This is a genomic window from Bacillus sp. Cr_A10 (assembly GCF_029222665.1).
In the GTDB taxonomy this organism is placed as follows: Bacteria; Bacillota; Bacilli; order Bacillales_A; family Planococcaceae; genus Psychrobacillus.
The window spans coordinates 1-21,304 of sequence record NZ_JARHXR010000010.1; the positions used below are offsets into that span (position 1 = coordinate 1).

The window sequence follows — 21,304 nt, forward strand, 5'->3', positions numbered from 1 at the left end:
ATACTAATCGAAAAAATGTAAGTGATAAAAACTTGCTTTTTTATAGCATAAGGGTTTCCTAAATGAAAAGCGGATAATAGTTTATTGGAGTGGAAGGCGGCGACTCCAGCCGGAATAGCAAATGTTTTCTGCACCGAAAGCGAAGCGTCAGGTGCATGAGCTGAAGACCCTGGACTGAGCGTAGCGAAATTAGTTTTTGCGACGAGCTTGCGCAGGAGCAACATTTTTTCTGCGACGAGCTTTGCGCAGGAGCAAGGGAAGCGGTTGAAGCCATGCCGGTGGAAAGCGTCCGCCTGGAACGGAAATTAACGAGTCCTAAATAAAAATCGAGTATGTGAACGACTTGTCGTTCACATACTCTTATAGAAATCTCAGTGAGGACTTTTTAGTGCCCTCGCTAAATCTTGGAAGGTGTTGATTTACTTACTTTTCTCTTCTGGAAATAAAACTTCCTTCAATTCGTCCTCCGCTGAAGAATTAGAAAGTTTCACTCCTGAACGATACGCCGCACGAGTTATGAGATGCCCCGAGACAGGTGCTGTTAAAAAAACAAATATAATCCCTAAAATTAACCTTACGCTAATAAATGCATCATGTACCCAAAAATAAACAAACGCTCCAGAAAGGGATAATAATACAGCTAACGTAGAGCTCTTAGTAGCCGCATGTGAACGGGTATAAATATCAGGGAGAGTTATAATACCAAAAGCACTAATAACACTCATAATACTAGCTAATAAGATTAATATAGCTGCACCAAGTTCAATTATCTGACTTGCGCTCAACGATAATCCCCCTTTCGATGTACTTCGAGAATGCAATTGTACTAATAAAAGCAAGAATACCTAAAATAAGAATCGCCTCTAAAAAGGCCATTGTTTTTAATACCATCGAAATAACAGCAATCGAAGATAGAAGATTGACACCAATCATATCTAAAGCTATTGCACGGTCTGGCATCGTTGGCCCTTTAATCATTCGAAAAAGAGCAATCGATATGGAAATGGCAAAAAAGGCGAGTGCAACTAAAAGAATCATCTCTATCATCAACGTGTCACCTCCATAATCGCTTTTTCAAATCGCTCAATTGATCTTAATACATCTTCTTTTGATTTCTCAATATCCATCGCATGAATATAAAACATATCACCTTCAGGATTTACTTCCATTACGACAGAACCTGGAGTAAGTGTTAATAACATGGCGAGTGCTGTGATTTCCCAGTCACCTCGTAGTTCAGTTTTATAAGTGAAAATCCCAGGTTTAATTTTATGTCTAGGATTTAATATTTGTTTAATAATTATAATGCTTGAAAACGTTAGCTCTGATATGAAGATAAATATAAGTTTTAATATAGAAACTAATCTTCTTAAGTAGAATTGCGTACCAAAAAAACGATGCATTAAAAAGATAATCCCTATCCCTACAAGGAAACCAGCGATAAAGGTTGTAATTCTTAGCTCATCTTCATCCTGTAATAACATCCATAAAAACGCGATAAACAAATTAAGTAAAAACTGTGCAGGCATGTATATTCACCTCTTCCTCTACTTTTCTCCACCTAAAACCGCTTCAATATAGATAGCGGGATTGACAAGAGTTTTTGCAGCATCACTTACATAGGTAGATATAAATTCTGCCCCAAGTCCTAGTGAAGCTGTTCCAATGGCTAATAAAACAATTGGAATTAGCAATCCTTTCTTAAGTGGCATTTCTTCTCCTAAACTAATAATTGTTTCACCGAAGAAGGAGTTTAAAAATATGCGAAGTAGTGAATACAACACCACAATACTAGATATAAATGCTAAAGCCAATAAAATATATGAACCTGCTTCCACCGCTCCTTGCCCTACCAGTATTTTCCCAACAAAACCACTTAGTGGAGGTATTCCTGTAAGAGACAATGTAACGATGAAAAATAGCCACCCAAACATCGGATAGTTCCGAATAAGACCACTTATCTCATCTATTTTATTTTTTCCAGTAAGTAGAATCATCGTACCGACAAGTAAAAATAACATAGCCTTTGCAATCATATCGTGGATAATGTAATAAATAGATCCTTCAATCGAAGCGGGTGTCGCAACTGCTAGTCCAATTAAAATAAATCCAACTGCAATGACTACATTATAAGCAACAATTTGACGCACATCCTTGAACGCAATCGCTCCCATACAACCTGCCACAATAGTGATTCCTGCCATTACACCGATTAAACTATGCGTAACATCTGGTTCATGATAAAAAATCAGCGTAAAAGTACGGAACAATGCATATATTCCTACCTTCGTTAGTAAAGCTCCAAAAAGTGCGGCTACTGCAGTCGGAGGAACACTATAAGAACCTGGAAGCCAATAGAATAATAACAATCCTGCCTTTAAGCTAAACACTAGCAAAAAGACGATGGCTATCGTTGTAAGTAATGGATCTTGTCCTGCTTCTGCTACTCTTTCTGCTAAATGAGCCATATTTAAAGTTCCAGTTGTGCCATATAGAAAAGCTAATGCTACTAAGAAGAACCAAGATGCAACCACATTTATGACCACGTACTTAATCGATTCTCTTAATTGTACCTTTTCCCCTCCAAGCGTTATAAGCGCATAAGAGGCTAAAAGCATCACTTCGAAACAAACGAATAAGTTAAACATATCACCAGTCAACAAAGAACCATTTACCCCTGCTATTAAAAATAATACAAATGGGTAGAAAAACATTTTCTCATGTCTTTCTCCGATTGAAGAAAAGGCATAAATTAAACAGATTGCTGTTACAATACTTGCTGTTAATACTAGTAACATGGAAAAAGAATCTGCGACAAAAAGTATCCCAAATGGAGGCTCCCAACCACCAAAATCTAACCGCAGAATACCTTCCGATTGAATGGTATTTAAAACAAAGACACTAACACACGCCACTCCAATCATTGCTAACAAACTAATGATTCTCTGTAAACGTATATACGAACGTAGAAATACGAGTATCACTCCCACCATAATCGGAATGATTAACGGCAAAACAATTAAATTATTCATCATTTGTTCCTCGCAATGCATGAAGATCATCCTGCCTATTTACTTGATAAGATCGAAAAGCTAAAACAAGTAAAAAGGCTGTCACCGCAAAGCTTATAACAATAGCAGTTAAAATCAATGCTTGTGGGAGAGCATCTGTATAAGGAGCGTCTGCCTGCTTCAATAAAGGTACATTACCTTTTTTTAAGCCTCCAATTGTTAAGATCAACAAATGAACTGCATGAGACAGAACAGCGGTCCCTAAAATTACTCGAATAATATTTCTAGAGAGGATCAAATAGGTTCCAACGGCTGTTAGTATTCCGATTAATATCATAATTAACGTTTCCATCTCTACTCATCCTCACTTATACTCAAAATAATTGTTACAACTACTCCGACAACGGTTAATGCCACACCAGCCTCGAAAATAGTCACTGTGGTGAGCTCTGTTTTCCCAAAGATAGGGAGATCAAAGTAGCCAAAAGACTGCGATAAAAAAGGCACACCCAAAATTATAGAACCAAATCCTGTAGAAGTTGCCATTAACACACCTAAGGCAGCTACTAGTTTAAAATCAAAGGGAAGACTCTTGCTGATCGATGCTATATCATGTGTTAAATAAAGTAGCACGATAGCAGATCCAAGCACTAAGCCACCTATAAATCCACCACCAGGTTTATTATGACCAGACAAAAACAAATACACACCGAAAGTCAGTATAATAAACACAACAATTCTAGTAACTGTCCGTAAAATAACATCATTGATCTTCAATGTCTTCTGCCCCCTTCTTTGCTCGTAACTTAATGAGAGTATAAACTCCTAAGCCGGCAATAAAGAGTACAACAACCTCTAACATCGTATCAAATGCACGGAAATCCCCTAAAATGGCATTCACAATATTTGCTCCACCAGCTAGTTCATAAGCATTTTCAAAAAATACCGATATCGATGCAAATGAATTGTAATTGATGACTGAAAAACCTATTAGCATGACAAATGCCCCAACAGCAATCGAGATGATTGCATTAATCATCTTATTATTGGATGATGATTTCTCTTTCTTCCAATCCGGTAAATGAGAAAATGCCAAAAGAAATAAAGCCGTAGTGACAGATTCTACAACAAGCTGGGTTAGCGCCAAATCTGGAGCACGGAATATAACGAAAAAGATAGAGATAGCGTAACCCAAAACACCATTCAAAAGAACTGCTGTCACACGAGATTTCGCAAATATCATTGCAACTGCAGCAATCGCCATTACGCCAACAAGTATACCTTCATACACTCGAATTGGAGCATTGTTAGCAGTGCTAAACGAAAATGCTGATGAAAATAATAAAAAGCCACCTGAAGTTACTATAAAGAACAAATAAATATAAACTAAATAATCTCTCAAAAATCCAGTCATATAAGACTTCGTTGTTAATGTAGAACTTACTTCACTGTCTGCAAGCAACCTATTATAAAACGCATTAAATGTGTAATTTTGAGAAAATAAGCTGTATATTGGCTTCCAACTTTTTAGTCGATAATACAGTATTGCCCCTACCAAAATAACACCAATCGTCATAAGTAATTCTGGTTTAATTCCATGCCAGGCAGAAATTTTCGGAGTGAGGCTTTCTGCCTCCGCGAATGTCGGATATACACTAAACATCGCTGGACGTAGTATATATTCACCTAGTAAATTAGGGAATAAGAATATACCTACCACAAATGCAACTAATATAAATGGAGAAATAAGCATTCCTATAGGTGCTTCATGAATTGGTTTGTCTAACTTTTCTGGTTGAGCTGGTCCTAAAAATGTTTTAAAAATGATAATCATACAATAAACAAACGTAAAGACACTTGCTATCCACGCTACGATTGGGAAAATGATACCTATGGAGTCGAGCGAGAAGACATTAGCATCAGTAATAGCTACTGTGGCTGCAAAAAACATCTCTTTACTTAAAAAACCATTAAAAGGTGGCAATCCTGCCATCGATAAACTTCCTATTGCAGCAATCGTAAATGTAAACGGCATGAGTGCCATTAACCCACCGAGCCTTCGTATGTCACGGGTCCCAAGTTCATGATCGACAATTCCCACTACCATGAACAAAGCACCCTTAAAGGTTGAGTGATTGATCATATGAAAAAGTGCGGCAAAAGTTGCTTGCGTATAAATAATCGAATCCTTCGAATACCCCAAATGAAGTGCAATCGACCCTAAGCCGAGAAGACTCATAATTAGACCTAGCTGACTAACAGTTGAATACGCTAGCAAAGCCTTTAAATCTGTTTGTCGAATTGCATTCAAAGAACCCCAAAATAATGTAATCATACCTACTCCACTAACCGCCCAAAACCAAACTTGTTCTCCACCAAAAATAGGTGTAAAACGGGCTACTAAGTAAATACCAGCTTTAACCATTGTAGCGGAATGTAAGTATGCACTCACGGGAGTTGGAGCTTCCATCGCATCAGGTAACCAAATATGAAATGGAAACTGTGCTGATTTTGTAAACGCCCCTATTAATATCAAAATCATTGCTGGTATAAAAAACGAGTGATCTGTCATCTCGCTTAGACTTGAAATAATCTCACGAATACTATATGTCCCAGTCATAGAGTGAAGCATTATAAATCCAATAAGCATCGCTACTCCGCCACTCACGGTAATAAGCATTGCTTTTTGAGCTCCTTGTCTTGAGCCTTTACGATGATGCCAAAAGGCGATTAATAAGAAAGAAGAAACACTTGTTAACTCCCAAAATACATATAAAACCATTAAGTTGTCCGAGAACACAACTCCCAGCATGGCACCCATGAATAGTAGTAGGTAGCAATAAAAATGTTGAAGGGATTCTTTAGATGAAAGATAAAAAATAGAATATAGAATAACTAAACTACCTACACCAGTTATAAGTAAACCAAATATCATACTTAAACCGTCTAAATAAGTAGTGAAATTAATTCCTAAATGAGGTATCCATTCATAAGTATGGATATATGTTTTACCACCTGCTATCGAGGGAATTAGCCTAGCAAGCATGACTAACAAAAAAATAGGGACTAAAAGGACAAACCAGCCTACATGAATTTTGGTAAATCGCCTATATATAAACGGTACGATTGCCGCAATAATAAATGGAATAACAATAATTAAACTAACAGGGAACAAAATTTAACCTCCTACTTGACAAATTTTGTAGAATTGTAATTTTACAGAATTATTTCATTTGAACTAGATGCTTGACTATACCACTAACTAGTAGCATAATAGGAATCCATATGGAGTCCTTATGTATTTTTGGAGATTTTTGAGGTGTAGTACAATGAAAGATTTGTGCCCATTCCTTGCCATGGGATATAAACCTAATTGAGGGATGCATGAATATACTTTGTAAATTATACACTAAATAAGCGCTTTTCGCACTTGAAGTGCTTGAGGATTAAACAATTTGAGATGAAATTAAATGGAAAGACGATAAAATTATTTAGCTGAAAAAGAGGTGTAGACTACCGTGAAACACACGAAAGGCAGAATGGATGAGAGTATATTGGTCTGCGTATACTATGGTCCTAATGGCGAACGTTTAATAAGAAGAGGTCATAAGATGGCTACTATAATGGATTGCCCTCTCTATATTCTTACAGTTGACCCTCTTCCATACGATGCATTCGATGCCGAGAAATCAAGTTATATTGAACAATGGCAGAATTTAGCTGAAGAACTAGAAGTAGACGAATTTATCATTCGCGATAACGAAAAACGCCCTTCACCAAAAGTAATAAAAGAAGTAGCTCATAAACATAATATAACCCAAATAATTATTGGACAAACTGCCCAAAGTAGATGGGAAGAGATTACAAAGGGCTCTTTTATGAATGTGTTATTACGTGAAATTCCTTTTGTTGATTTCCATGTTGTTTCCGTAGAACGATCTGTCAAAGACGAGGAAGATGGCATTTTCGAAAAAGGAGTACGTGCGTATTTGGTCGCGGATGGCGATGATTATAAAGTATCCTTTACATGTGCTAAAAACATGTGCCAAGAAGGTATTTTCTTTAAAGAAATTGGTACAGATTTTGATAATGGGATTTTTAAATTCATGCATAACAGCAAGATGCACCAAGTCCATATTCAAGAGAACCTGGTAACAGACAACTCTCAAGTTCCAGACGGGTGCAATGTTAAGATTAAACAATAATTTTTAAAGGAAACTCCGATGAGTTTCTTTTTTTTGAGCTTTTTGGCATTCGCGCTGGCAGCAGGCTGCCAAGGCGCGAGTGCCGTTGTCTTCTCTAAATAAGGATTAAAGAAGATTCTATTGTGTGATGCTCATGAGCACGAAGAATGAGCCCTAATAAAATGAACAATTATCAATAACTTAGCCTAAATAAAAGGAATTTCGTTACCTTCTATTAAGGCTTTTAAATTTGCTAATGACTCATCGAAGCCACCTGAATTCATCGTCACTCTAGCCCCATTATCTTCCTTTTCTATTACAAAGGATAGAAGAGTTTGTTGCGAGTCCAAATAAAGAGAAAATTCCTTATAAGTTCTTAGAACTACAATAGTTAAAGGCATCGTCAGTTTCTCGGAAAGATTATTATGCACACTAGGCATTAACGTAAATGTCGCTTTCTCCCCTACTTTCAGATTAGGTATTTCCCACGGAGAACCCGGAACATACCATCGTGAGATTTTCTTCTCTTCCGTTATAGCATCCCAAACAGTTTCTATATCCCCATCAATCCACACTGAACTTATATGTTCCATATCACTCATTACAATTTCTCCTTCTTTTAATAGAACCCCCTATTTCTTCTTTACTTTTGAACCGCTATTTTGCGATCTGTTGGTAAGGCAAGCGCAACCAATCCGATAAGGGGTAGCGTTGAAACGATAATCATCGTTGTGTATACACCGACGTTATCCATTAATATACCTATTAAGACCGCCCCTATTGCACCCATACCAAAGGCAAGTCCAACTGTTAAACCCGCCATAGTACCAATTTTACTAGGTACAAGTTCTTGTGCATAAACGACAGTGACTGAAAAACTTAACATGATGGAGAATCCAATAATTACTAGTAGTAAAACAACTGCCCAAATTGGGACATGCGGCAAAATGAGGCTTAAAGGAATTGGAACAGCCATTGAAAGTAAAATGACGTTTTTTCTACCAAATCTGTCTGCCATTGGACCACCAAAGAATGTCCCAACTGCTCCTAACACAAGGAATATAAAAATAAAAAGCTGTCCTTTTTTAATCGATAAATCGTAGTTTTCCATCAAATGAAAAATATAAAAGTTTGTCATATTAGTTACGTAAAAAGATCTCGCAAAAATAATGATCATTAAAAGTGTAAGTGCTATACCCACTTGTTTTTTAGAAAGAGGTGGCAAAGAAGAAAGTATTGTTTTTTTCCTTTTAGAAAGTTTCTCAACTTCTAACTCTTTCTTATACCAAATAGAAATTCTGGATAATAGAAAAATACCAATAGCTGCAACAATTAAGAAAAGTGCAGCCCCCTTTTGACCAAATGGTACTAGAATAAATGCACTTATTAATGGAGCAAGAGCTTGTCCAGAGTTCCCTCCGACTTGATAAATGGATTGCGATAGCCCTCTTTTAGAACCAGCAGCCATAAAGGAAACACGAGAACCTTCTGGGTGAAATATGGCAGAACCAAAACCAAGGAATACAACGGAAACAAGAATCATCCAATATTCGGTAGAAAATGCAATACCCGCTATCCCAACAAAGGAACTTATCATACCTAGCGGAAGTGCATATGGCATAGGTTTTTTATCACTTATAAAACCTACTACCGGTTGTAAAACTGAAGCGACGATATTCAACATGAAAGATATTAAACCTAACTGTGTAAACGTCAATCCTCTTTCTTCTTCTAAAACCGGAAACATTGCTGGAATAACCGATTGTAGTGAATCATTAAACAAATGACAAACTCCGATCGCAAACATAATAGGATAAACTGGATTTCCCATTTTATGCGAGGCATTAGCTATAGACATATCTTTCACATTCTTTCTAAGATTGATATACATGAATAGTTTTATTATAGCGCAAATTTCGACAATTAATTATAAATTAACAAGAAAGCAAGAATAGTTACTTTTTTCTAGGCAACACTAAATAGAAGTCATTTTAAAAGAGGTGTTTGAAATGAATATGGATACATTTTTCGAGTTAAACTTTTGGGAAATGTTAATTAGAACAACTTTTTCCTTTATAGTGCTATTAATATTAGCAAGAATATTAGGAAAGAAACAGCTGAGTCAATTGACCTTTTTCCATTACATCACAGGAATAACAATAGGATCTATTGCCGCTGAGATTGCCGCACAACACGAAACACCTTTTCTTGATGGCCTAGTATCACTAGTGTGGTGGACACTTCTTACACTATTAATGAGCTTTATATCACTGAAATCTCCGAGAGCACGTGTCTTAATAGATGATGAACCTACTATTATTATTAAAGACGGACAACTTGTGGTGAAGTCTTTAAAGACTGCTCGTTTACATATGGATGATGTGTTAATGCTGCTACGAGAACAATCTATTTTTTCCATACAAGACGTACATTATGCAGTTCTGGAGACAAACGGAGAATTGAGTGTATTTAAAAAAGTAGGTCAGCAAGAAGCTACTAAGACAGACGTAAAGGCTACAATTACTCTTCCAACATTTTTACCTTCTGAAATAATAGCGGATGGTAAAATAGTACAAAAAAATCTTACTGAATTAGATTTATCTGAGGAGTGGGTAATGAAAAAACTTCGAAAACAAGGAATCGATTCAGTGGATGAAGTGTTTTATGCACAAGTACAAACGAATGGTTCCTTATACATTAGTTTATATAATAAATAACATACACTTTTTAGAAGACCAATTCACAGAAAGTCGGTCTTCTATTAACATTAAAAACCAGAAAAAAAGGGGCTTTTAAATAGACTTTTGCTACATTTTAAAGGGTTGGTCGTGACTATCGTCACGACCAACCCTTCTTTTCAGGAAAACGTTTTCGAGTTCATCTTTCTTCAAAGATTTTAACCAGTTCTTTTGGCGCCTCGTACATACTCATATGTCCTACATCCTTTAGCACTACTTGTTTTATATTAACTCCATATGCCGTGAAGGTTTTCTCAGATGGGATAAGTTGATCTTCTGCCCCAGCAACAAGCACTACTGGTAATTTAGTAATATTAATTATTTCTCTTCGATCTTTTCTATCTCTCATTGCCATTAGAGCATTCTTAGCACCAATTGGAGAAGTTGAATATCCAATTTTAATCGCTTCCTCCACTAAGTTTTGATGACTTTTCACGTTATTTGGTGCAAATAGTTTTGGTATTAATCCGTCAACAAATACTTCTATCCCCTCATCGTCTATTTTTAGAGCTGAAGTATCTCTTCCTTTTTTAGCCTCCTCTGAATCGGGGAATCCTGTTGAGTGTATTAAGGAAAAACCATTTAATCGTTCGCTATATTTTTCTGCGAATGCGAGTGTTATATAACCACCTAAAGAATGACCAAGCATTGTTACCTTGTCTAGCTCCAAAGAATCTAAAAATTGGTGGATGAAGTCCGCATAATCGTCAATTTGATTCACATTATCCTGCACCTCCGATTCTCCATGACCCGGTAAATCTATCGCAATTACACGATACTGATTAGCAAGTAGTGGAACTACTCTACTCCAATATGCAGAACTTCCACAAAAACCATGAATTAGAAATAATACCTCTCCCTGACCTTCATCTATATAAGCTACACTTGAACTTTTTATTTGCACTGTTTTCATCTTTTCATCTCCCTAATATTTGTTCGATAGTTTGGTTTAACTCTTCTATGTTTACCCTATCTACTCGCTCATTACTCAGTTTATACTTTTCTTTTAATAAAAGGATTCTTTCCACACTGGTATTTATTCTTTCCTCTGAAATCTGTCCTTCATTAACAGCTAATAAAATGGAGTCTATCGCTTCCTTAATATTGACATAATCATGAGCAATTAAAACAATATCGTTACCAGCTTTCACTGCTTCTACAGCAGCCTCCCCAATTTTATAATTATCTAATATCGCCCCCATCGTCATATCGTCCGTTATTACAACACCATCGAACTTCAGCTTCTCCCGCAGTATATTTGTGATTAACTCATTCGACATCGAAGAAGGATAAGTCGGGTCAATTTTTGGCATAAGAATATGTCCAACCATAACAACGTCTGTACCATTTTTTATCGCATCGTTAAAAGGTATTAATTCTAATGCTTGTAATTCTTCTAAACTCTTTTGAATAATGGGTAGCTCTTTATGAGAATCTACAGCTGTGTCACCGTGCCCAGGGAAATGCTTCACTACTGGAATAACTCGTTGATGTTGAATGCCCTTCATCGTTTGAATTCCAAGGGTACTAACAATGCGTGCATTGTTTCCGAAGGAACGATCCCCAATAACCGGGTTTTTAGGATTGCTATTTATATCTAGTACCGGTGCGAAATCAAGATTGAAGCCAAACGCATTTAACTCTTTTCCTAAAAGATTACCAATATTATAAGAGAGTGAAGAATCGTTTAGCCTCCCAATTTCTTGATTTGTAGGCAATTGTATAAGTTCAGGTAGTCTGGAAACTCTCCCGCCCTCCTGATCAACACCTAGAAATATAGGAAACTTATTTTTCTCATTCTCTCCTTTCAATTCATTTAATAAGGAGATGGATTGATTGACATCCTTCAAGTTATCTTTAAATAAAATTATTCCACCAACTTTATCATTGGAAATTAGCAATCTTGACTCTTTAGACAAGCTAGTTCCGTCTATACCAGCGAAAATCATTTGCCCAACTTTTTCTTCCAAACTCATTTCCTTAATAACCGCGATATCAGTACTAACCTCCTCTTTAACTTCTGTAAAAATCGAAATATGGTCAACTTTAGGATTAGGTATACTTTCTGTTGGCTTTGGCAGCACCCACTTAAGTTGATACGTCGAAGTAACATTATATACAAGAATAATTTGATTGGTCTTTGCATCTTGATAACTTCGGACTTCATCAGCTTGTCCCTTTAGTTTCTTAATATCCTCTAATTCGATTTGCTGAATTTCTGGTGAGCTTGAGCGTATATCAAAAACAAGATTGGTGAGATGACCGATTGTTGCATCTTTAGAAAAATAGTCTTCATAAATCTTCGAGGAAAGTTCGTTCATTTTCTCTGGAGTCCCCCATAATTCATGGACTTCCTGAATATCTGTTTCTCCCACGAAAAACGGAATATCCCAGGCTTGACCCTTTTCTGCCTCATCAAAAACGAGAGAAACAAGATTCTCATTTTCTAAAGGCGTTTCTCTTATGGGTACTTCCTCCTGATGATTACCTTCTTTTATTTCTTGTTTGTTTCCCAAATACATTTTTACTGCAATCATAATGATAAATACTAAAAGGATTATCCCTACTTTTTTAATCATTTCAGAACCTCCTGCATAATAACCTTTCCCTCTCTGCTTTCTCTATTCTTATCCAATATTCCTTTATATTATAATTTTTAATATAATTATTATACTTGATATATTTTTTATATCATAATATACTTCTATTAGAATCGAGGGAATGAATAACATGAAAATTTGCCCATATCTAGAATCATCCTTTCAAATACTTGGCAGACGATGGAACGGTTTAATCGTGCATTACTTATCCAATTGCCCAAATTATACAGCTCATTTCTCAGACCTGAAAAAGGACTTAACTGATATTACACCTCGTGCTTTATCGTTAAAATTGACGGAACTTGCAGAACACGGTTTAGTCGAGAAGAAAATGAGCACGGAGCAGTCAGTTCAAATCTCCTATCACCTAACAGATACAGGTCAGGAGCTTGCGGAAGCACTTAAACCAGTGCATGCTTGGGCAAAAAAACATATTTCTTTAGAAAATTAATGAAAAGAGGGACAGATATGACGAATAAAAACGCTATGATGTGTGACTTAGAAACAGGTATATGCGGTCCTGTTGATGAAGGAAATACTGTAATGGGGCTAATCGACCTAACTGCTCCAAACAAAAAAATAGATGTATATTATGTTACGGATCCAATTTGTTCACACTGCTGGGCTCTAGAACCCACATTACGTAAATTTGTAGAAGAATACGGAAATTATATTAATATGCATACTTTAATGGGTGGTCTACTCGAAAAATGGGATGGATTTGCAGATGTTGCTAATGGAATTTCTGGACCAGCGGATGTCGCTGCCCATTGGCGAGAGGTAGGAGACCACACTCGTATGCCAATAGATGGATCATTTTGGTTAGAAGACCCTGTGTCATCTTCTTATATTCCATCTCGTGTATATAAAACCATTCAACAATTAGATGCAAACTTAGCACCTATTTTTTTACGTAAAGCGAGAGAAGCTGTATTTCCATTTAATAAAAACATTGCAAGTGATGAAGTATTAATCGACATCATCAATGAAATGGGATTAAAAGGTGAGGCAATTGTGAAAGAATCTCACCTTGCAGCAGCACAAGCTAGCCTGGAAGAAGATTTTAAAATGGCTAGTAAATTAGGTGTTCGAGGATTCCCTACTATTATTTTCTTAAACGAAGAACAAAAAGGAGTTAAAGTGGTAGGGGCCCGTCCATATGAATATTATGTGCAAGCATTACAACAAATGCTTCCTGATGAAAATATTCAACCTAAGAAGGCTCCAAAGCTACAAAATATATTAGTAAAAGAAGAGCTATTATTCTCCCGTGAAATTGAAGAATTATATGGCTTAGATCAACAGGATATTGCTTCATTTGTTGAAAAGGAATTAGTCGAAGGATCCTATTATGTGGATAGAGTACTTGGAGAGAATTATTTTAAGCTGATTAAATAAATAGGAAAATGCCCTCAAGTTTTAGTCTTGAGGGCATTTTAGTGATTACTTTTGCATTGTCGTTAATTACTTTAGTTCGTCTTTTTCCATCGTTGCTTACCAACCATATTGGTCTCTCTTTGCCAATACCTTATAATTTTTCATACGCCAGCTTGCGAATGATTTGTTCGTGCTGTGGATATTTGTCTAATAACTCGCTTTGAGTGAAAAGCTCGAAATCTTCATATTCAAACCCTGGTGCAACCATGCATCCAACGAGAGAAAAAGATCCATTCTCCATAACCGAGGACCCGAAAATAGAGTTTTTCGGTACAAGGACTTGTGGGGTTTCTCCATTTTCAATATCCAATCCTACCTTGTGCTCTACGTAGTTACCATCCTCATCAATCACATGCACTAATAACGAGCTACCACCATGAAAATACCATAGTTCATCGGACTTCAGACGGTGAAAGTGAGATACATCATCAGCTCCTAGTAAAAAGTAAATGCTAGTATATAACTTTCTACTGTTTACTGATTCTTCAGAAGCAAAGGTACTTTTAAAATATCCTCCTTCTGGATGAGGTTCTAACCCAAGATGTTTTATGTAATATTCTGCATCCATCATTAAACTTCCCTCGCTTCTAAGTGCTTCATACAATTAAACAAATGACATAAATTTTTATTTTCCTTTAATTCAACGACCGTTACAGATGTATTCCCGATATCCTTTGAAAATTCTCCATTAGGAATAAGTGCATTTAATAGTCTACTAATGAAGCCTCCGTGACTTACCACTAATACCCGTTTGCCTGGATGTGCTTGTTTCACATCTTCTATAAAAGACATCCCTCGAGAAATAATGACCTCTTCTGGCTCAAATCCCAAGTCCTGATTTCTCCATGCTGCTCCCCATTTGGCTACACGTTCTTCTTCGGTCGTTCCTTCTATTATGCCCCCACCAATTTCTCCTAACCGCTTATCTGTAAAAAGTTCAGCTCCAGATTGTTTTTCAGCTATGATCTCTGCAGTTTTTTTCGCTCGAATTAATGGACTTGTATATATGACATCCCATTCTTCCAATTGAATTCTATCGGCAACGCGCTCTGCCATTTCAATTCCTTCCTCATCTAACGGAACATCTGTATTTCCTTGCGCTCTTCCTTCTTTGTTCCAAGCTGTCACTCCATGCCGCACAAACCCTATTGTTGTCATATACTATTGCCCCCTCATACTTAGTTCTTTAAGTATAATAAAATGAAACAAAATGAACAATTCATACTTGACCTTGACGTTGCGTAAAGGTTTAGACTGTACTTATTAGGAGGTGATAGCGTGGAATATACGGTGCAAAAGCTTGGCCAGCTTGCAGGAATTAGTACCAGGACTCTTCGATATTATGACGAGATCGGGTTGCTTAACCCCGCACGCATTAATTCATCTGGCTATCGTATTTATGGGTCTGCTGAAATAGATAAACTGCAACAAATTTTGTTTTATAGGGAGCTTGGAGTGAATCTAGATCAGATTAAAGAAATTATGACTTCTGATACATTCGACCGTTCCATTGCACTGAAAGAACATCGAGAAAAACTGTTAGAAAAAAGAACGCAATTGGATTTATTAATTGCAAACGTCAATAAATCCATTCAACAAACGGAGAGGGGAATTATCATGTCTGATAAAGAGAAATTTGAAGGGTTTAAGCAAAAACTGGTGGAAGATAATGAGAAACAATATGGGAAAGAAATTCGTGAAAAGTACGGAGAGGAAGCAGTAAATAAATCCAACGCAAAAGTAAAAGGAATGACACAAGCTCAGTATGAAGAAGTTACGAATTTAGCAGAGGAGATTGCAGTAAATTTAAAAGCAGCAATTGCAACTGGTGATCCTAATAGTGAACTTGCTCAAAAGACAGCAGATTTACATCGCCAATGGCTAAGCTTTTACTGGAACGAGTATACGAAAGAGGCACATGCAGGTGTTGCTCAAATGTATGTGGACGATGAACGGTTTACCGCATATTATGATAAAATTCAACCTGGTGCGGCTGAGTTTTTAAGAGATGCAGTTCACATATACACAAAAAACTAAAAGGCATATTGCCTTTTAGTTTTTTTGCATGGAGATAACTGTTTGGATAATGTCTACATCTTCAGGATAGGCAAGAGGCAGCTTAGAAAGTTCATCCACTGGTTGCCAAGCAATTTCATGAATAAATTCGTCTGGATCTTGAATTGTAATTTCTCCGCTGACTATTTCGACTAAGAAATAATCTACTTTGTAGGATATTCCATAGTCGCTCAGTACCCCACTTTTGTAATGAACATTTTCCAATGTACGTACTCTGAAACCTGTTTCCTCCCAAAATTCTCTTTCGCAGCATTCTTCAAATGTTTCTCCTTCTTCTAGTGTGCCTGATGGAACAGTCCATTTCTTCTCTTCTCCCGGAGCAGCTTGAAGTACCATTAAAATTTCATTTTGATCATTTATACAAATTCCTGCTGCACCTTGCCAGCTAAACATATCCATTCCATTTCCTCTTCTCTTTAAATAAGATCTTCTTCAAATACAAGTACCTCAGATGCAAATCTGGACTTTTCTAAATCCACAAGACCATTTTGTCGAAAGCAAACTCCCTCATCTTCTAACATAGTCCTTTGTGAATAAGCAGACTCTTCATCCGGAATGGCAATTTCTCCTTTTGCATTAACCACACGGTGCCAAGGTAAACTGTGCTTGGCACTCATTGAATGCAGAATGCGCACTACTTGTCTTGCTCCCCTAGGGCTCCCTGCAATCTTAGCAATTTGCCCATATGTCATGACCTTCCCTGCGGGAATCGACTTTATTATTTTAATAACTCTTTCGGTAAAAGGGTTCATCACGTATCAATCCTTTCATTAATTCCGATTATAACTGATTCCTGACAAATATTTTATACTATTTTACTTAGTACCTTGCATAGAATAATACTAAATGATATATTACTATCAAAGGTACTGTTTATTGAATAGTAGTGAAGGGAGTGAAAGAAAAAATGAATATCCAGTTTAAAAAAGGCGTATTGAACCTTTGTGTGCTAGTTCTATTAGATAAACAAGATCGTTATGGATATGAGCTTGTCCAAAAAATATCAGATCAAATCTCTATATCGGAGGGCTCTGTTTATCCATTACTACGTCGATTGACAAAGGAAGGTTACTTCACAACTTATTTACAAGAATCCACAGAAGGTCCACCACGAAAGTATTACAAGCTGACAGAGTTAGGAAGAACTTATTTACATGAACAGTTAAATGAATGGAAAACCTTTACAAATGGTGTAAACAATCTAATCGAAGAAGGTGTAAAAAATGACTGAACAACAATTTCTAAGGGAACTGGAGCTTGCTTTAACGAAACTACCTACGGAAGAACGAAATGATATTCTATCAGACATAAAAGAATATTTTAGAAACGGTCGTGAAGATGGAAAAACAGAAAGCGACATCGCCGTTTCTCTAGGCTCTCCAAAAGAAATAGCACAGGAGATCCTAGAAAGCCATGTACCAGAAAAAATAGAAACAACCAATAAAATGATACACGTTCCTCACTCTAATTTTTCTAACGTGATGATGGATATAGATTATGGCTCTCTTAATGTTTTTCCTTCTGAAACAGATGAAACGTTTATTGAATTAATAGGTGAAAATGAAAAATTAGAACTAATAGCGGATGTAGTAAATGATACATTGTCGATTCAATTAAAAACAAAGAAATTCAATTTTTTTAGCTTTTTGTTCCTGATTAAAGAAATGAAAGTGAACGTAGCACTGCCGAAGAAACTATATTCGTCCATCGTCATGAAAACGGATAACGGTCGTATTCGAGCAGAAAAAATTCTTGGGAAAACAATAAAGGTCACTTCTGACAACGGAAGTATTGGTTTAAAAGAATTTGCCTCTACTGTTTTAGATGTAGAAACAGACAATGGTCGAATTGATTTGGAAAAAATTCAAGTCGATAAGCTTTCTACTCAAACGGATAATGGACGTATTGAACTCCGAAATATAGATGCTATACAAATTCGAGCAAAAACGGATAACGGACGAATTATGATGGAATATGTAAACGGTAATATCACTGGGAAAACAGATAACGGCAGAATCTCCCTGCTGACTACTACCTTGGATCGTATGATTGATCTTGAGACAGATAACGGTAGTATTCTTGTAGAAGCTGAAAATGAACCTACAAATGTAACGATTCAGGCCAAGACAGATTTTGGAGGAATTAATATTTTAGGTGAAAAAAACTCACGTACAGTGATTGGTCTAGGAACAAATAAAGTTAAGCTTTCTTCTGATAATGGTAAAATTACAGTAATTACGAAAAGTCGAGCAATGAATTAATTATAAAAGAGCGTTTGTATAAGCCCAATTATACGACGCTCTTTATTAGTTTTAATAACGAAAGAAAGTGTAACCTTTGAAAAAAGATTGATTAAATTCATGTAGAATCATCAAAATCTAAGTATAAACAAACCTCGTAATTCAACTTTTATAAAACATTTCATTGTTCAACAAAAAAACGTCACTCCTTCTTGAATCAACGCCATCGTACTTGTGATCATGTCCTAAAAGGAGATTGTACTACTCTCATTTCTAATACAGTTTGTATCCTTATTTATCTCAATTACATAAGTTATTGAAAATAGCAAAAAGGAGTTGTACATTTGGAAATCCCTGTTTCTGGATTCATGTATCATTCAGACGATTCGGATCCTCAGCATTCCCACCAACTTTTTATCACTTCATGGGATGGCAGACCCGTCCCTGCCCATGTCCACGAATTTAGAGGAGTTACTTCTTTTGATGCGGGACATAATCACAGATACGCTGGAATTACTGAACCAGCACCAAGTGGAGTCCAACACACTCATCGATACTTTACCTTTACATCTGTGGACGATCAACATCAACACGAAATTCGTGGAGTTACTGGTCCAGCTATTCCTCTTCCTAATGGCGGTCATTATCATGAGTTTAGTGGGGTTACTACTATAGATGGAATGAATCCTCATAGGCACAATTATAGCGGGAGAACTAGTTTATAAGCATTTGGGGTTTATACAAGTATGAGCATAAACAATACAACTTAAAGATACGAATAGTTTTTGAAATTTTCTCGGTTGATGTTATAAAAAGTTTTAATATTACGCCAACCTTCCCAAAGTATTGTTTTGAAGGCTAGCAATATCTTGTTTTTTTATTTGCCCATACTTCTTTTATTTTCAATGTTGCGTGGTAAATTCCAGTTAAAATAGACGGATAATAGCCTTAATATAACAATTACGATTAAGAGGGAATATGTGGAATAGGGACCGCGTATCCAATTTAAACCAATGGCGAGACCAGCTAATACTGCCCATAAGGCATAAATTTCTGAACGAAAAATCATCGGTTTTCGACCTGCAAACACATCTCTTATAATCCCACCACCTGCTCCTGTCATGGAAGCAGCTATAATTACTGCAATTAATGGAGCATCAATAGATACAGCATAATTTGCACCTTGAATGGCGAATGCTGCTAAACCAATGGCATCAAAAAACACTACCCAATTTTTCCAATTACTTATCCTTTCATTCGGCAATATATAAATTATAGTAATAGTCACAAATGCTATTTCAAATAAATAACCTTGTAACCATATATTCTCAATTGGTATTCCAATTAATAAATTTCTAACAAGACCGCCTCCGAATGCGGTTGTAAATCCTAAAAAGTAAATACCTAATATATCATAATCCTCTTCTATTGCGACAAAGACACCACTTATCGCAAAAGCAATGGTACCAATGATGTTAAGAATATCCCAAGTCAAAGCGTCGATTCCTCCTTTCTAAATGTCCCGGTTTAATCGCAAAAGAGTCGTTCAAAATGAAAATTTTGAACGACCCTACTTTTTTATTCTTGCATACTACAAACAACTTGTCCGACGGCTTTTGCTGCAACTAAAAGAGAATCTTCGTCGATATCAAATTTGGGATTATGGTTGAAATATGGCTTATCAACGCCTTTTGGTGTACACCCGATATAAAAGAAACAAGCAGGGAACTTTTCTGCATAGTAAGCAAAATCTTCGGAAGGTGCCATTGGCGGAACTTCTTTTACTTCTGTGATTTCTTTTATAGTCGCATTTTTAAGTGCTACTGCCACTTTTTCTGTAAGTTCAGGATTATTGTACAAAGGCGGATAGTCTGGTGTATACGTAAGTTTACAACTTACACCGAACTCTTCCTCCAGGCCTTTGACAAGTCGTTTTACTTCACGTTCCATCGTTTCTTTCGTTTCAACAGTCATGTAACGGATATCACCTTCAAGCTCTACGCTATCTTTTATCACATTAAAGGTACCAGCTCCATCAAACGATCCAATTGTAATTACCCCTATGTCAAATGGACTTAGTCGGCGGCTTATGATGGTTTGAACTGCGGTTACAAAATGAGCACCCGCAACAATTGCATCATTTGCTAAATGTGGCGAAGAACCATGCCCACCTTGGCCTTGAATTTTCAATTTCATGTAGGCCCTTCCATTAAAAGCATAGCCTTTATTGTAACCAACCATTCCAACAGGAGCAATTGGCAGTAAGTGAATTCCATACACTTCATCTAAATCATCCAACAGTCCAGATTCGACTATACTTTTCGCTCCACCTGGTGGAACCTCTTCAGCATGCTGATGAATTATTTTAATAGTTCCGGATAGTTCTGATTTCAGTTGAATTAAACAGTCTGCCAGAACTAACAAGTAAGCTGTATGACCATCATGTCCGCATGCATGCATGACGCCCTCATTTTTCGACTTGAAAGTAACGGGCGTTTCTTCTACAATTGGAAGCGCATCAAAATCTGCCCGTAATCCAATTGTTTTTCCTGGTTTTCCTCCTACTATTGTTACAATAATTCCGTAACCATTTCCGACGTTTGTTTGTACCTCGACGTTTTTTCCTTTGTAAAAGTTCACAATATATTGAGCCGTTTTTTCTTCTTTAAATGATAATTCAGGATGTTCATGTAAAAAACGGCGAATTTGAATCATTTCATCTTTACGTTCATCCAACATTTTCATTAATTTTTCTCTCATATCTGACAAACTCCTTTATGAAGCTTCATTTTTGCCTGCATTATTTGGAACCAAGAAGATAATTGATAACAATGCAATGACTGCGAAAATTACATTTGCAACAATACCTGCAGTTGCAACTGCATCTACTCCGCTTTTGTCTGCAATCATAGCATAAACAGACGCTGAAATCGCAACCCCGAAAGCTGAACCAAGGGAACTCTCCATTTTAGTATCTCCCTTATTATATCTCTTATAATTGCAGATTTTGCAATCCAA

General features: G+C 36.6%; 26 protein-coding genes. 8 read left to right on the plus strand and 18 right to left on the minus strand.

The genetic code is table 11. From position 1 onward, the window contains the following. Window positions 1-419 precede the first annotated feature (419 nt). Genes P2Q73_RS12100 through P2Q73_RS12130 form a run of 7 tightly spaced genes read right to left on the minus strand, consistent with a single transcriptional unit; the run spans window position 420 to window position 6,186 of the window. On the minus strand, window positions 420-785 hold the full coding sequence (locus P2Q73_RS12100; protein ID WP_082355309.1) for a Na+/H+ antiporter subunit G: 366 nt from the start codon (window positions 783-785) through the stop codon (window positions 420-422). Further along, entirely contained in the window at window positions 763-1,047 is a 285-nt protein-coding gene (locus P2Q73_RS12105) for a Na(+)/H(+) antiporter subunit F1 (protein ID WP_053591564.1), read from the minus strand. Before P2Q73_RS12105 ends, P2Q73_RS12100 begins: the two co-directional genes overlap by 23 nt. Further along, window positions 1,047-1,529 (minus strand): Na+/H+ antiporter subunit E, encoded by a 483-nt coding sequence (locus tag P2Q73_RS12110; protein ID WP_275787521.1) that lies wholly within the window; start codon window positions 1,527-1,529, stop codon window positions 1,047-1,049. Before P2Q73_RS12110 ends, P2Q73_RS12105 begins: the two co-directional genes overlap by 1 nt. An 18-nt stretch (window positions 1,530-1,547) precedes the next feature. Then, complete coding sequence (locus P2Q73_RS12115; RefSeq protein ID WP_275787524.1) at window positions 1,548-3,032, minus strand: Na+/H+ antiporter subunit D; 1,485 nt, start codon at window positions 3,030-3,032, stop codon at window positions 1,548-1,550. Then, window positions 3,025-3,363 (minus strand): Na(+)/H(+) antiporter subunit C, encoded by a 339-nt coding sequence (locus P2Q73_RS12120; RefSeq protein WP_275787526.1) that lies wholly within the window; start codon window positions 3,361-3,363, stop codon window positions 3,025-3,027. The genes P2Q73_RS12115 and P2Q73_RS12120 overlap by 8 nt, the downstream gene beginning before the upstream one ends. Before the next feature lie 2 nt (window positions 3,364-3,365). Then, a complete protein-coding gene (locus P2Q73_RS12125) occupies window positions 3,366-3,788 on the minus strand; it encodes a Na(+)/H(+) antiporter subunit B (RefSeq protein ID WP_053591561.1) in 423 nt (140 codons plus the stop codon). Beyond that, window positions 3,775-6,186 (minus strand): Na+/H+ antiporter subunit A, encoded by a 2,412-nt coding sequence (locus P2Q73_RS12130; RefSeq protein ID WP_275787529.1) that lies wholly within the window; start codon window positions 6,184-6,186, stop codon window positions 3,775-3,777. The genes P2Q73_RS12125 and P2Q73_RS12130 overlap by 14 nt, the downstream gene beginning before the upstream one ends. A 343-nt stretch (window positions 6,187-6,529) precedes the next feature. Between P2Q73_RS12130 and P2Q73_RS12135 the strand changes: the two genes are divergently transcribed. Beyond that, window positions 6,530-7,216 carry a universal stress protein gene (locus P2Q73_RS12135; protein WP_053591559.1) on the plus strand — a complete coding sequence of 229 codons (687 nt, stop codon included), beginning with the start codon at window positions 6,530-6,532 and terminating at the stop codon, window positions 7,214-7,216. 185 nt (window positions 7,217-7,401) lie between these two features. On the opposite strand, the gene P2Q73_RS12140 is transcribed toward P2Q73_RS12135, so the two are convergent. Then, a complete protein-coding gene (locus P2Q73_RS12140; protein ID WP_275787532.1) occupies window positions 7,402-7,797 on the minus strand; it encodes an SRPBCC domain-containing protein in 396 nt (131 codons plus the stop codon). A 41-nt stretch (window positions 7,798-7,838) separates the two neighbouring features. Beyond that, the gene (locus P2Q73_RS12145; protein ID WP_156350781.1) at window positions 7,839-9,053 is read right to left on the minus strand and encodes an MFS transporter; all 1,215 of its coding nucleotides are present in this window, start codon (window positions 9,051-9,053) and stop codon (window positions 7,839-7,841) included. 157 nt (window positions 9,054-9,210) lie between these two features. Between P2Q73_RS12145 and P2Q73_RS12150 the strand changes: the two genes are divergently transcribed. Further along, complete coding sequence (locus P2Q73_RS12150) at window positions 9,211-9,912, plus strand: YetF domain-containing protein (protein WP_082355386.1); 702 nt, start codon at window positions 9,211-9,213, stop codon at window positions 9,910-9,912. Between the two features lie 160 nt (window positions 9,913-10,072). On the opposite strand, the gene P2Q73_RS12155 is transcribed toward P2Q73_RS12150, so the two are convergent. Next, window positions 10,073-10,846 carry an alpha/beta fold hydrolase gene (locus P2Q73_RS12155; protein ID WP_275787535.1) on the minus strand — a complete coding sequence of 258 codons (774 nt, stop codon included), beginning with the start codon at window positions 10,844-10,846 and terminating at the stop codon, window positions 10,073-10,075. 4 nt (window positions 10,847-10,850) lie between these two features. Beyond that, the gene (gene nagZ / locus P2Q73_RS12160; RefSeq protein WP_275787538.1) at window positions 10,851-12,512 is read right to left on the minus strand and encodes a beta-N-acetylhexosaminidase; all 1,662 of its coding nucleotides are present in this window, start codon (window positions 12,510-12,512) and stop codon (window positions 10,851-10,853) included. 151 nt (window positions 12,513-12,663) lie between these two features. On the opposite strand from nagZ, the gene P2Q73_RS12165 reads away from it, so the two are divergent. Next, the gene (locus P2Q73_RS12165) at window positions 12,664-12,984 is read left to right on the plus strand and encodes a winged helix-turn-helix transcriptional regulator (RefSeq protein ID WP_053591556.1); all 321 of its coding nucleotides are present in this window, start codon (window positions 12,664-12,666) and stop codon (window positions 12,982-12,984) included. 17 nt (window positions 12,985-13,001) lie between these two features. Further along, on the plus strand, window positions 13,002-13,931 hold the full coding sequence (locus P2Q73_RS12170) for a DsbA family protein (protein WP_275787541.1): 930 nt from the start codon (window positions 13,002-13,004) through the stop codon (window positions 13,929-13,931). A gap of 130 nt (window positions 13,932-14,061) precedes the next feature. Here the strand turns inward: P2Q73_RS12170 and P2Q73_RS12175 are convergent, their stop codons facing one another. Then, window positions 14,062-14,538 carry a cupin domain-containing protein gene (locus P2Q73_RS12175; RefSeq protein WP_275787543.1) on the minus strand — a complete coding sequence of 159 codons (477 nt, stop codon included), beginning with the start codon at window positions 14,536-14,538 and terminating at the stop codon, window positions 14,062-14,064. 2 nt (window positions 14,539-14,540) lie between these two features. Beyond that, window positions 14,541-15,128, minus strand: coding sequence for a histidine phosphatase family protein (locus P2Q73_RS12180; protein ID WP_275787546.1), 588 nt, complete (start codon window positions 15,126-15,128; stop codon window positions 14,541-14,543). Between the two features lie 120 nt (window positions 15,129-15,248). Between P2Q73_RS12180 and P2Q73_RS12185 the strand changes: the two genes are divergently transcribed. Continuing rightward, on the plus strand, window positions 15,249-16,007 hold the full coding sequence (locus P2Q73_RS12185) for a MerR family transcriptional regulator (RefSeq protein ID WP_275787549.1): 759 nt from the start codon (window positions 15,249-15,251) through the stop codon (window positions 16,005-16,007). Window positions 16,008-16,022: 15 nt separating this feature from the next. Here the strand turns inward: P2Q73_RS12185 and P2Q73_RS12190 are convergent, their stop codons facing one another. Together P2Q73_RS12190 and P2Q73_RS12195 are read right to left on the minus strand one after the other, a co-directional pair. Beyond that, window positions 16,023-16,439, minus strand: a complete 417-nt coding sequence (locus P2Q73_RS12190; protein WP_053592277.1) for an NUDIX hydrolase — start codon at window positions 16,437-16,439, stop codon at window positions 16,023-16,025. 23 nt (window positions 16,440-16,462) lie between these two features. Beyond that, window positions 16,463-16,798: an MGMT family protein gene (locus P2Q73_RS12195; protein ID WP_056831037.1), complete on the minus strand. Its 336-nt coding sequence runs from the start codon at window positions 16,796-16,798 to the stop codon at window positions 16,463-16,465. A gap of 155 nt (window positions 16,799-16,953) precedes the next feature. On the opposite strand from P2Q73_RS12195, the gene P2Q73_RS12200 reads away from it, so the two are divergent. From P2Q73_RS12200 to P2Q73_RS12210, 3 genes are all read left to right on the plus strand, one after another. Further along, window positions 16,954-17,277, plus strand: a complete 324-nt coding sequence (locus P2Q73_RS12200; RefSeq protein ID WP_053591550.1) for a PadR family transcriptional regulator — start codon at window positions 16,954-16,956, stop codon at window positions 17,275-17,277. Beyond that, window positions 17,270-18,307: a DUF4097 family beta strand repeat-containing protein gene (locus P2Q73_RS12205; protein WP_275787553.1), complete on the plus strand. Its 1,038-nt coding sequence runs from the start codon at window positions 17,270-17,272 to the stop codon at window positions 18,305-18,307. Before P2Q73_RS12200 ends, P2Q73_RS12205 begins: the two co-directional genes overlap by 8 nt. A gap of 323 nt (window positions 18,308-18,630) precedes the next feature. Then, window positions 18,631-19,011, plus strand: coding sequence for a YmaF family protein (locus P2Q73_RS12210; RefSeq protein WP_053591548.1), 381 nt, complete (start codon window positions 18,631-18,633; stop codon window positions 19,009-19,011). A gap of 152 nt (window positions 19,012-19,163) precedes the next feature. On the opposite strand, the gene P2Q73_RS12215 is transcribed toward P2Q73_RS12210, so the two are convergent. From P2Q73_RS12215 to P2Q73_RS12225, 3 genes are all read right to left on the minus strand, one after another. Further along, complete coding sequence (locus P2Q73_RS12215) at window positions 19,164-19,781, minus strand: trimeric intracellular cation channel family protein (RefSeq protein WP_275787558.1); 618 nt, start codon at window positions 19,779-19,781, stop codon at window positions 19,164-19,166. An 83-nt stretch (window positions 19,782-19,864) separates the two neighbouring features. Then, window positions 19,865-21,046 (minus strand): amidohydrolase, encoded by a 1,182-nt coding sequence (locus P2Q73_RS12220; RefSeq protein ID WP_275787560.1) that lies wholly within the window; start codon window positions 21,044-21,046, stop codon window positions 19,865-19,867. 15 nt (window positions 21,047-21,061) lie between these two features. Continuing rightward, a complete protein-coding gene (locus P2Q73_RS12225) occupies window positions 21,062-21,253 on the minus strand; it encodes a hypothetical protein (RefSeq protein ID WP_275787563.1) in 192 nt (63 codons plus the stop codon). Window positions 21,254-21,304: the final 51 nt, after the last annotated feature.